Source organism: Pseudoalteromonas sp. S3776, assembly GCF_005886915.1.
Lineage (GTDB): Bacteria > Pseudomonadota > Gammaproteobacteria > Enterobacterales > Alteromonadaceae > Pseudoalteromonas.
Map to the genome: position 1 here is coordinate 1 of NZ_PNCU01000021.1, position 12,477 is coordinate 12,477.

Below are 12,477 nucleotides of genomic sequence, written 5' to 3' on the forward strand. Positions count from 1 at the left end.
GCCGTATACTTTTGCAAGTACGTTAGTGATTGCTGCAGTTAGTGTAGTTTTACCGTGGTCAACGTGGCCGATTGTACCAACGTTTACGTGCGGTTTTACGCGTTCAAACTTTTCTTTTGCCATCTTAAAAAATTCCTAATTAAGAAATTAAAGCCTGGCTCACTATTGAGCCAGACGAGCTAAAATCATATAACAGCGCGAGCTGAAATTATTGTATCTGCAACCTGTTTAGAGGCTTCAGCATACTTCAAAAACTCCATAGAGTAAGAAGCACGGCCCTGTGTTGCAGATCGTAAAGCAGTTGCATAACCAAACATTTCAGAAAGAGGAACTTGGGCATTAACTTGCTTAAGTCCACCTATTGCATCTTCCATGCCTTCGATTATGCCGCGACGACGGTTAAGGTCGCCAACTACATCACCCATGTTTGAGTCAGGAGTGATTACTTCAACCTTCATCATTGGCTCTAAAAGTACAGGGTCAGCTTTAAGCGCCCCCGCTTTCATTGCCATTGAACCTGCAATCTTAAATGCCATTTCATTCGAGTCTACATCATGGAATGAACCATCATATAGAGTCGCTTTAACGCCAAGTAATGGGTAGCCAGCCAGTACACCCTGAGACATTTGCTCTTGGATACCTTTGTCTACCGCAGGGATAAATTCTTTAGGAACCGAACCACCTACTGTTTCGTTAACGAACTCATACGTCGGCGCTTCATCTTCCGAAATATCCATCGGTTCAAGTTTAACCCAGACGTGACCATACTGACCACGACCACCTGATTGACGTACAAACTTCCCTTCAACTTCAACAGTTGAACGGATAGCTTCTCGGTATGCAACCTGCGGCTTACCAACGTTACATTCAACACTGAATTCACGTTTCATACGGTCGACAATGATATCAAGGTGAAGTTCACCCATGCCAGAGATTATAGTCTGGCCTGATTCTTCGTCAGTTTGTACACGAAAAGACGGATCTTCTGCGGCTAGTTTACCTAGTGCAATACCCATCTTATCTTGGTCAGCGATTGTGCGAGGCTCAACCGCAACAGAGATAACTGGCTCTGGGAACTCCATACGCTCTAGCGTAATAATAGAGTTCGGATCACACAGTGTCTCACCTGTTGTTACGTCTTTGAGACCAATAGCTGCCGCAATATCGCCTGCGTGCACTTCTTTGATCTCTTCACGTGAGTTTGAATGCATCTGTACGATACGACCAAATCGCTCACGCTTACTTTTAACTGGGTTATAAACCGCGTCACCCTGTTTAACAGTACCAGAGTAAACACGGAAAAAGGTTAAAGTGCCAACAAACGGGTCTGTTGCAATTTTAAATGCAAGTGCAGCAAACGGCGCTTTATCATCAGCTGGACGTTCTTCCTCAGTTCCATTTTCTAGGATACCTTGGATTTGTTTCACTTGTGTTGGTGCAGGCATGTATTCAACAACGCCATCAAGCACAGCTTGAACGCCTTTGTTTTTAAATGCACTACCACACGTAATGGGAACAATTTCGTTCGCTAATGTGCGTTGACGTAAGGCAGATTTAATTTCTGCTTCACTTAACTCTTCACCTTCTAAGTACTTATCCATTAGTTCTTCAGAGGCTTCAGCTGCACTTTCAACTAAATGAGAGTGCCACTCTTGAGCGAGCTCTTGAAGTTCTGCCGGTATTGCCTCATAAGAGAAAGTCATACCCTGGTCCGCTTCGTTCCAGTTAATGGCTTTCATTTTTATAAGGTCAATAACACCTTTAAAGTCGTCTTCAGCGCCAATAGGCAACTGGATTGGAACAGGCGTTGCTCCAAGACGAGATTTCACCTGGTCAACAACCGTTAAGAAGTCAGCGCCAGTGCGATCCATTTTATTTACGAAGATCATTCTCGGAACTTCGTATTTGTTCGCTTGGCGCCAAACTGTCTCAGTTTGCGGCTGTACACCTGATGAAGCACAAAGAACAACTACCGCACCATCAAGTACACGTAAAGAACGCTCTACTTCGATAGTGAAATCTACGTGTCCTGGCGTATCAATAATATTGATTCGATGGTCGTCAAATTGCGCGTCCATCCCTTTCCAGAAACACGTTGTTGCAGCAGAAGTGATTGTGATACCACGCTCTTGTTCCTGCTCCATCCAATCCATAGTTGCGGCGCCATCATGTACTTCACCGATCTTATGAGAAAGACCTGTGTAGAACAGAACACGTTCTGTTGTGGTGGTTTTGCCTGCATCTACGTGAGCTACTATGCCGATATTACGGTAGCGCTCAAGTGGAGTTGTACGTGCCATATGATCCTCTTAAAGGTTAAGGACAGATTACCAACGGTAATGTGCGAATGCTTTATTCGCTTCAGCCATACGGTGAACGTCTTCACGTTTCTTAACCGCAGTGCCTTTGTTGTCAGCAGCGTCAACGATTTCTTGAGCTAAACGTAAGCCCATAGATTTTTCGCCACGCTTACGTGCAGCGTCTACTAACCAACGCATACCTAATGCGTTGCGACGTACTGGACGTACTTCAACTGGAACTTGATAAGTTGAACCACCAACACGGCGAGATTTAACCTCTACCTGTGGACGGATGTTATCAAGTGCAGATTCAAAGATTTCTAGGTGCGACTTGCCTGATTTCTCAGCAGCCACGTCTAGCGCACCATAAACAATTTTTTCAGCAGTAGATTTCTTGCCGTCTAACATTACGATGTTAACGAATTTAGCAAGAAGTTCCGATCCGAACTTAGGATCTGGAAGAATTTTACGTTGACCTATTACGCGTCTTCTAGGCATTTTGTATCTCCGGTTTATTCAGGTTTGTCCTTTTGGAACAATCACCCAAAACAATAATTAATAATATTTAGTGCTTGGCCTTACTAACGGAAAACAATTAGCCTTTAGGGCGTTTTGCACCGTATTTAGAACGAGCTTGACGACGGTCGCTAACGCCTGCACAGTCAAGTGCACCACGTACAGTGTGAAAACGCACACCTGGTAAATCTTTAACACGACCACCACGGATTAGGATTACACTGTGCTCTTGAAGGTTATGACCTTCACCACCGATGTATGATGTTACTTCGAAACCGTTAGTTAAACGTACACGAGCTACTTTACGTAACGCTGAGTTTGGTTTCTTAGGTGTAGTTGTATATACGCGAGTACATACACCACGCTTTTGCGGACACGCTTTAAGCGCAGCTGAGTTACTTTTAGTAACCTTGCTACGACGTGGCTTACGCACTAGCTGGTTAATAGTTGCCATTTAAATAGCTCCTGAAATTAAAATTACTACTGAAAAAAATAAAAAAATCCGCCCTTTTTACAAGCTTGTAACATACATGCAAGTAAATGGGTGGCGGAATTTTAATGAGCAAAGTTTAACCTGTCAACCTAAACTCATCGTAAGACAGTAGATAACTGTCTTACGATTTATTAATCTGTTGATTAATAAGAGTTTATTGATTTCCAGATAAATCTGCGTTCAGAGCATCTGTTAGTGCTTGAGTTGCCTCTTCTGCACTTACTGTTTGCTCTTCAACAACTTCACCCTGCTTGCGGCGAGCCATACGGTCTTGGTGATACGCAAAGCCAGTACCGGCTGGGATCAGACGACCCACAATTACGTTTTCTTTCAGACCACGAAGCTCATCGCTCTTACCATTCACGGCGGCATCTGTAAGAACACGTGTTGTTTCTTGGAAAGACGCTGCTGAGATGAAAGATTCTGTTGCAAGTGATGCTTTCGTGATACCCATAAGTTGTATTTCAAACTTCGCTGGGATCTTACCTTGTTTTTCAAGGTCACGATTAGCGATATTAACGCGAGCTACTTCAATTTGCTCACCCGCTAAGAACTCAGTATCACCGCCGTCAAGGATGGTACATTTACGTAGCATCTGACGAATAATTGTTTCAATGTGCTTATCATTGATCTTAACGCCCTGCAAACGGTAAACCTCTTGCACTTCGTTAACAATGTAGTTAGCAACATGAGTCACACCACGTAGGCGTAAGATGTCATGTGGTGATTCAGGACCATCGGCGATAACTTCACCTTTAGACACTTGCTCACCTTCAAACACGTTAAGTTGACGCCACTTAGGAATCATTTCTTCGTAATGATCGCCTTCAGCAGGTGTAATAACTAAACGTTTCTTACCTTTAGTCTCTTTACCGAAGCTAATTGTACCTGTGATTTCAGCTAAGATAGCTGGATCTTTTGGCTTACGTGCTTCAAATAAGTCGGCTACGCGTGGTAGACCACCCGTGATATCACGAGTTTTCGAACCTTCTTGCGGAATACGTGCAAGTACGTCACCTGGGTTTGCTGTAACGCCATCTGTCACTTCAATCGTAGTGAATGAAGGTAGACGTGTTTCCTGCAAGCCGCGCTCTTCACTTTCGATGATAAGCTTAGGCTCTTTCGCATTTACTTTAGCAAGGTCTTTAACAACTACACGGGTTAAGCCGGTTAGTTCATCAGTTTGTGCTTCCGTATTTGAGTCATCAACATCGCTGAACGAGATTTTTGACTTATGCTCAAGAACGATTGGGTGACTATGCGGGTCCCAAGTAGCAACGATGTCGTTACCTTGAACTTCTGCATTGTCTTGTACTGTTAGTACCGCACCGTAAGGTACTTTATAACGCTCTTTTTCACGACCGAAGCTATCAATGATAGTGATTTCAGTTGAACGTGAAGTAATTACAATCTTACCGTCGGTATTAAGTACATACTTAGCGTTATGTAATTTTAACGTACCGTCAGTTTTAACTTGTACATTGTTTTCAGCTGATGCTCTTGATGCCGCACCACCGATGTGGAATGTACGCATCGTAAGCTGTGTACCCGGCTCACCGATTGATTGTGCCGCGATAACACCTACTGATTCACCTGCGTTGATGATATGACCACGTGCAAGGTCACGACCATAACACTTAGCACATACACCAAAGTCGTTATCACATGTGATAACAGAACGTACGCGAACTTCATCTACTGAGTGCTCTTCTAAAAGGTCACACAGTTTTTCATCAAGCATTACATTACGCTCTACTAATACAGTGTCTGTATTAGGAATAAGCACAGGCTCAGCAACAACACGACCTAGTACACGTTCACGAAGCGCTTCTACAACGTCACCACCTTCAATAAGCGGTTTCATTGTTAAGCCATCTTCTGTGCCACAGTCATCTTCGTTGATTACCAAATCTTGTGCAACGTCTACTAGACGACGCGTTAGGTAACCTGAGTTAGCTGTTTTAAGTGCTGTATCGGCAAGACCTTTACGCGCACCGTGCGTTGAGATGAAGTACTGTAGTACGTTTAGACCTTCACGGAAGTTAGCCGTGATTGGCGTCTCGATGATTGAACCATCTGGACGTGCCATTAGACCACGCATACCTGCTAGCTGACGGATCTGAGCGGCACTACCACGAGCACCTGAGTCGGCCATCATAAACACTGAGTTAAATGACGGTTGCTCTTCTTCTTCACCTTTAGCATTGATAACCGTGTCTTTTGACAAGTTGGCCATCATTTCACGTGATAAGTTTTCATTTACACGTGACCAGATATCGATAACTTTGTTGTACTTTTCACCAGCCGTTACAAGACCTGATTGGAATTGTTGGTTGATTTCAGTTACTTCAGCTTCAGCTGATTCAATGATTGATGCTTTAACTGGTGGGATAACTAAGTCATCAATACCAATTGAAACACCTGACTTCATTGCGTAGTGGAAACCGGTGTACATAACTTGGTCAGCAAACACAACAGTGTCTTTAAGACCTAGACGACGGTAACACTCGTTTAATAAGCCAGAAATCTGCTTTTTACCTAATGCTTGGTTGATTGACTCAAACGGCATACCTTTAGGTAAAATTAGAGACAGAATTGCACGACCAACAGTAGTGTCGATAAGCGTTACAGTGTCTTCAACAACACCTGCTTCGTTAGTGATTGACTGACTAATACGCACTTTAACGCGTGCGTGAAGTTCTGCGTTACCACTACGGTATGCTTTTTCTGCTTCTTTAGGATCTTTAAATACAATGCCTTCGCCTTTCGCATTAATGCGATCGCGCGTCATGTAGTAAAGACCTAATACAACATCCTGTGAAGGAACGATGATTGGCTCACCATTCGCTGGAGATAGAATGTTGTTAGTAGACATCATTAGCGCACGAGCTTCTAACTGAGCTTCAAGCGTTAACGGTACGTGTACCGCCATTTGGTCACCATCGAAGTCGGCGTTGTAAGCCGCACAAACTAATGGGTGTAAATGGATTGCTTTACCTTCAATTAGTACAGGTTCGAATGCTTGGATACCTAAACGGTGAAGTGTAGGTGCACGGTTAAGTAGTACTGGATGTTCACGAATTACTTCGTCTAGTACATCCCATACTTCCGCTACTTCGCGCTCTACCATTTTCTTAGCAGCTTTGATTGTCGTAGCCATGCCGCGACGCTCTAATTTGCCATAGATAAACGGTTTGAATAGCTCAAGTGCCATCTTCTTAGGAAGACCACATTGGTGAAGCTTAAGTGTAGGACCAACCGTGATTACAGAACGGCCAGAGTAATCTACACGCTTACCAAGTAAGTTCTGACGGAAACGACCTTGCTTACCCTTGATCATATCAGCAAGAGATTTAAGCGGACGCTTGTTAGAACCTGTAATTGCACGACCACGACGACCGTTATCAAGTAGCGCATCTACCGCTTCTTGTAACATACGTTTTTCGTTGCGTACGATAATATCTGGTGCAGCTAAATCTAATAGACGCTTAAGACGGTTATTACGGTTAATAACACGACGGTAAAGGTCATTTAGATCAGATGTCGCAAAACGACCACCGTCTAGTGGTACTAATGGACGTAAGTCAGGTGGCAATACTGGAAGTACTGTCATGATCATCCACTCAGGGTTATTACCTGATTGGTGGAACGATTCCATTAACTTAAGACGCTTAGTGATCTTTTTACGCTTAGTTTCAGAGTTAATTGTTGGTAACTCTTCACGCATTTCTGCAATTAGTTGGCCAAGATCAAGTTCACGAAGCAAGTCTAATACTGCTTCTGCACCCATCTTCGCTTCAAACTCATCACCGTGCTCTTCAAGCGCATCTAAGTATTCTTCTTCACCTAATAGTTGACCACGCTCAAGCGTTGTCATACCAGGCTCAGTTACTACGAATGATTCGAAGTAAAGAACACGTTCAATATCACGAAGTGTCATATCAAGCATTAAGCCAATACGAGACGGTAATGATTTTAAAAACCATATATGTGCTACTGGGCTCGCAAGGTCGATATGACCCATACGATCACGACGCACTTTTGTAAGTGTAACTTCAACGCCACACTTCTCACAGATCACACCACGGTGTTTAAGGCGTTTATATTTACCACATAAACACTCATAATCTTTCACTGGGCCGAAAATACGGGCACAGAATAAGCCATCGCGCTCAGGCTTGAAAGTACGGTAGTTAATAGTCTCAGGTTTCTTTACTTCACCGTATGACCATGAACGAACCATGTCTGGTGAAGCAAGACCAATGCGAATTGCATCGAATTCTTCGGTCTTATTTTGTTGCTTCAGAAACTTAAGTAAGTCTTTCACCTTAGCTCTCCTGTCGGAGTTAATCTTGAGGGCGGATAACCTCGCCCCTACATTCTATTCAGCCGTAACAGATGCTGCAGGGTTAACTGCAGCATCTAATTGGCTTAATTTTCTTCCAACTCGATGTTGATACCCAGTGAGCGGATTTCTTTCAACAATACGTTGAACGATTCTGGCATACCTGGTTCCATCTTATGGTTACCATCAACGATGTTTTTATACATCTTAGTACGACCGTTCACGTCATCCGATTTCACTGTTAGCATTTCTTGTAGCGTGTAAGCAGCACCGTAAGCTTCAAGTGCCCATACTTCCATCTCACCAAAACGCTGGCCACCGAACTGTGCTTTACCACCCAGCGGCTGCTGAGTAACAAGGCTGTAAGAACCAGTTGAACGTGCGTGCATCTTATCGTCAACCAAGTGGTTAAGTTTAAGCATGTACATGTAACCTACAGTTACTTGACGTTCAAACTGATCGCCAGTACGGCCATCATAGAGTGTAACCTGACCACTTCTTGGGTATCCACCAAGCTCTAGCATGTCTTTGATTTCGTCTTCTTTAGCGCCATCAAATGCAGGTGTAGCGATTGGTAAACCACCTTTTAAGTTATCAGCTAAACGACGAATTTCATCATCAGAGAAGCTAGCAATATCTACTTCTTGACGAGATTCACCGATTTCGTAAGCTTGCTTGATGAATTCACGTAGCTCGTGTAGCTCACGTTGCTCCTTCATCATTTCCTCTAAGCGCTCACCAATACCACGTGCAGCTAGACCCATATGTGTTTCAAGGATCTGACCGATGTTCATTCGTGATGGTACACCTAGTGGATTTAGTACGATATCTACCGTACGACCTTTATCATCGTATGGCATATCTTCTACTGGTACGATAGTCGAGATAACACCTTTGTTACCGTGACGACCCGCCATTTTATCACCCGGTTGGATACGACGTTTAACAGCTAGGTATACTTTAACAATCTTAAGTACGCCTGGTGCTAAGTCATCACCTTGAGTAATTTTACGACGTTTGTTTTCAAACTTCTTATCGTATTCAGCTTTAAGCTCATCGTACTGTGCAGCTAGTTGCTCAAGTTCAGCTTGCTTGTCTTCTTGTGCAAGACTTTGAGTAAGTAGCTTTTCAGCATTTAGTGACGCTAAGTTGTCTTCATCGAAGCCTGCTGAAGCTAGTAGCTTGCGAGCACGGTCTAAAACACCGGCTTCTAGAATACGGAACTCTTCATTGAAGTCTTTCTTCGCTTCGCGAAGCTGCATGTCTTCAACTTCTAACGCACGCTTATCTTTTTCAACACCATCACGGGTGAAAACTTGTACGTCAATTACAGTACCAGTTACAGAGTTTGGTACACGTAAAGAGCTGTCTTTAACGTCAGACGCTTTTTCGCCGAAGATAGCACGTAGTAGCTTTTCTTCAGGTGTTAATTGCGTCTCGCCTTTCGGAGTCACTTTACCTACTAGGATATCGCCGCCTTTAACTTCAGCACCAATATAAACAACGCCTGATTCATCAAGCTTGCCTAGCGCAGATTCACCCACATTCGGGATATCTGCAGTGATCTCTTCAGGACCTAATTTAGTATCACGGGCAACACACTGTAGTTCTTGAATGTGGATAGTCGTTAGACGATCTTCTTCAACTACGCGCTCTGATAGTAAGATTGAATCCTCGAAGTTATAACCGTTCCATGGCATGAATGCCACGCGAAGGTTTTGACCAAGGGCTAAGTCACCTAAGTCAGTCGAAGGACCATCTGCTAACACGTCACCACGAGTAACCGGTTCACCAACCATGCATGTTGGTTTTTGGTTAATACATGTATTTTGGTTAGAACGTGTGTATTTAGTAAGGTTGTAAATGTCGATGCCCGCTTCACCAGGAATACGCTCATCATCATTTACATTTACAACGATGCGGCTAGCATCGGCGTACATTACCTCACCACCACGCTTAGCAACAATCGTTACACCAGAGTCTTTCGCTAGTGTTAACTCAATACCAGTACCTACTAACGGCTTATCCGCTTTCAATGTTGGTACTGCTTGACGTTGCATGTTTGAACCCATCAATGCACGGTTAGCATCATCGTGTTCTAGGAACGGGATAAGTGCTGCCGCTACAGAGATCACCTGTTGTGGTGATACATCCATATATTGCTGATCCATGCGGCCCATAAAGGTTGATTCACCTTTGTGACGACACGGGATAAGTTCATCAACAAACTCATTGGTTTCGGTTAAGTTTGAGTTCGCCTGTGCGATAACAAACTGACCTTCTTCAATGGCTGATAAATAATCAACTTCATCAGTTACTACACCATCTACCACTTTACGGTAAGGTGTTTCTAAGAAACCGTAATCATTTGTACGTGCGTACGTAGATAACGAGTTAATTAGACCGATGTTTGGACCCTCAGGAGTCTCGATTGGACATACGCGACCGTAGTGAGTTACGTGAACGTCACGTACTTCAAAGCCAGCGCGCTCACGTGTTAGACCGCCCGGACCTAATGCAGAAATACGACGCTTATGCGTTACTTCTGATAGCGGGTTATTTTGGTCCATAAACTGTGATAACTGAGACGAACCGAAGAACTCTTTAACCGCTGCCGAAATAGGCTTAGCGTTAATAAGATCTTGTGGCATGATCGCGTCAAGGTCACCTAAGCTTAAACGCTCACGTACAGCACGTTCTACACGTACTAGACCAACACGGAATTGGTTCTCAGCCATTTCGCCAACACTACGGATACGACGGTTGCCTAAGTGGTCAATATCATCAACATCGCCTTGACCGTTACGAATAGCAATTAATACTTTCATAACAGATACGATGTCTTCTTTGCTTAATGTGCCAGGGCCTGTGTCTGTATCATAACCAACACGGCTATTGAACTTCATACGACCTACAGTAGATAAGTCATAACGTTCTTCTGAGAAGAATAGGTTCTCAAATAAGGCTTCAGCCGCGTCTTTCGTCGGTGGCTCGCCTGGGCGCATCATGCGGTAAATTTCTACTAATGCTTCTAAACGGTTGCTTGATGAGTCAATATTTAATGTATTTGACATGTAAGCGCCGCTGTCCACTTCATTGATGTATAACGTATCAATTTTAGTGTGACCTGCTTTAACCAATTCAGCCATCAACTCTAGTGATAGCTCGTCATTAGCGTTTGCAATAACTTCACCTGTTGACTCATCAACATAGTTTTTAGCTACAATACGGCCAATGATGTACTCATGTGGTACTTCTAATTGATTAATGCCTTTTTTCTCGATGCTCTTGATGTGGCGTGCCGTAATACGACGACCGCTTTCAACAAGTACTTCACCGTCTTCGCCTTTGATATCAAAAGCGGCAGTTTCACCACGTAAACGTGAAGGCACAAGTTCCATAAGAACTTTACCGTCAGTTACTTCAAACGCAGTGGTGTCGAAGAACATATCTAGGATTTCTTCGCTAGAGTACTCAAGTGCACGTAAAATAATAGACGCCGGTAATTTACGACGACGGTCTATACGTACATATAAGTTATCTTTTGCATCAAATTCGAAGTCTAACCATGAACCACGGTAAGGAATAACGCGTGCGTTATATAATACTTTACCCGATGAATGGGTTTTACCGCGGTCGTTATCAAAGAATACACCAGGGCTACGGTGTAGCTGAGAAACGATAACACGCTCTGTACCATTGATTACAAAAGTACCGGTATCAGTCATGAGCGGAATTTCGCCCATGTAAACTTCTTGCTCTTTAATGTCTTTAACTGTGCCTGGAGCTTCTTTGTCCATAACTACAAGACGCAGTTTCACGCGAAGTGGAGCAGAATAAGTCACACCGCGAATTTGACATTCTTTTACATCGAATACTGGCTCACCAATACGATAACTTACGTATTGAAGCTCAGAATTTCCCGAGTAGCTTTTAATAGGGAACACAGAACGGAAGGCTGCTTCCAAACCATGATCGCCATCAGCGTCTGGGACTAAGAATTTTTTAAACGATTCTAACTGTGTCGACAGTAAGAAAGGTATATCCAAAACTTGTGGACGTTTACCAAAATCCTTACGGATACGTTTCTTTTCAGAATAAGAGTAAGCCATGGGGTTCCTCAGCTTGCTGATCTTTGACCCGACCTGTTCTTGTAAGAACAGACTTAACTGGCATCTATGCCAAGATTTACAACATTTAATTGTTGTTCTAATTAACTCCGCCCCTGCAACACTAGCAAACTATAAAGCGTTGAAAGTAAAGAGAAAATCAGATTTTATTTGAGCTACAGGAATACATAACTCTATAGCGCAAAAAGGCCGGTGATTAAATAATCACCAGCCCTTGCCTGATTACTCAGGCAGCGAACCTAGCGTGAGCTAGATTACTTAACCTCAACTTCAGCACCAGCTTCAGTAAGGTCTTTTTGAAGTGCTTCAGCTTCTTCTTTAGATACACCTTCTTTGATAGGTGCAGGAGCAGCTTCAACAAGCGCTTTCGCTTCTTTAAGGCCTAGGCCAGTTGCGCTACGTACAGCTTTGATTGCCGCAACCTTGTTAGCGCCAGCGCCAGTAAGGATTACGTCAAATTCAGTTTTCTCTTCAGCAGCTTCAGCAGCAGGACCTGCTACCATAGCAGCTGCAGCAGTTACGCCGAATTTTTCTTCCATTGCTTCAACAAGAGCAACAACGTCCATTACTGACATTTCAGCAATCGCGTCAAGGATTTGGTCTTTAGTTACAGACATTACAAATTTCCTAATAATTAACGGACTCTAGGTCCAAATAAATTTTACACCGAAAGGGAGGTTAAACAGCTTAAAA

7 protein-coding genes are annotated in these 12,477 nt (G+C 43.4%); all 7 read right to left on the minus strand.

Features of this window, described 5'->3' with window-relative positions; all coding sequences use genetic code 11:
• Positions 1-123, minus strand: a 123-nt coding sequence (locus CWC16_RS10245) for a GTP-binding protein (RefSeq protein WP_249929207.1), incomplete at its 3' end; no start/stop codon positions are given.
• 62 nt (positions 124-185) lie between these two features.
• Positions 186-2,300, minus strand: coding sequence for an elongation factor G (gene fusA / locus CWC16_RS10250; RefSeq protein ID WP_138541477.1), 2,115 nt, complete (start codon positions 2,298-2,300; stop codon positions 186-188).
• A 27-nt stretch (positions 2,301-2,327) separates the two neighbouring features.
• Entirely contained in the window at positions 2,328-2,798 is a 471-nt protein-coding gene (gene rpsG / locus CWC16_RS10255; protein ID WP_004588211.1) for a 30S ribosomal protein S7, read from the minus strand.
• A 97-nt stretch (positions 2,799-2,895) separates the two neighbouring features.
• Complete coding sequence (rpsL, locus tag CWC16_RS10260; RefSeq protein ID WP_002958885.1) at positions 2,896-3,270, minus strand: 30S ribosomal protein S12; 375 nt, start codon at positions 3,268-3,270, stop codon at positions 2,896-2,898.
• Between the two features lie 193 nt (positions 3,271-3,463).
• Entirely contained in the window at positions 3,464-7,636 is a 4,173-nt protein-coding gene (rpoC, locus tag CWC16_RS10265) for a DNA-directed RNA polymerase subunit beta' (protein WP_055015584.1), read from the minus strand.
• Between the two features lie 104 nt (positions 7,637-7,740).
• The gene (gene rpoB / locus CWC16_RS10270; protein WP_138541478.1) at positions 7,741-11,766 is read right to left on the minus strand and encodes a DNA-directed RNA polymerase subunit beta; all 4,026 of its coding nucleotides are present in this window, start codon (positions 11,764-11,766) and stop codon (positions 7,741-7,743) included.
• A gap of 272 nt (positions 11,767-12,038) precedes the next feature.
• Entirely contained in the window at positions 12,039-12,401 is a 363-nt protein-coding gene (rplL, locus tag CWC16_RS10275; RefSeq protein ID WP_004588208.1) for a 50S ribosomal protein L7/L12, read from the minus strand.
• Between the last annotated feature and the right edge of the window lie 76 nt (positions 12,402-12,477).

Coding starts and splice junctions, on each gene's coding strand:
- rpsG (WP_004588211.1), bottom strand. CDS start 2,798: ATGCCTAGAAGACGCGTAATAGGTCAACGTAAAATTCTTCCAGATCCT.
- fusA (WP_138541477.1), bottom strand. CDS start 2,300: ATGGCACGTACAACTCCACTTGAGCGCTACCGTAATATCGGCATAGTA.
- rpsL (WP_002958885.1), bottom strand. CDS start 3,270: ATGGCAACTATTAACCAGCTAGTGCGTAAGCCACGTCGTAGCAAGGTT.
- rplL (WP_004588208.1), bottom strand. CDS start 12,401: ATGTCTGTAACTAAAGACCAAATCCTTGACGCGATTGCTGAAATGTCA.
- rpoB (WP_138541478.1), bottom strand. CDS start 11,766: ATGGCTTACTCTTATTCTGAAAAGAAACGTATCCGTAAGGATTTTGGT.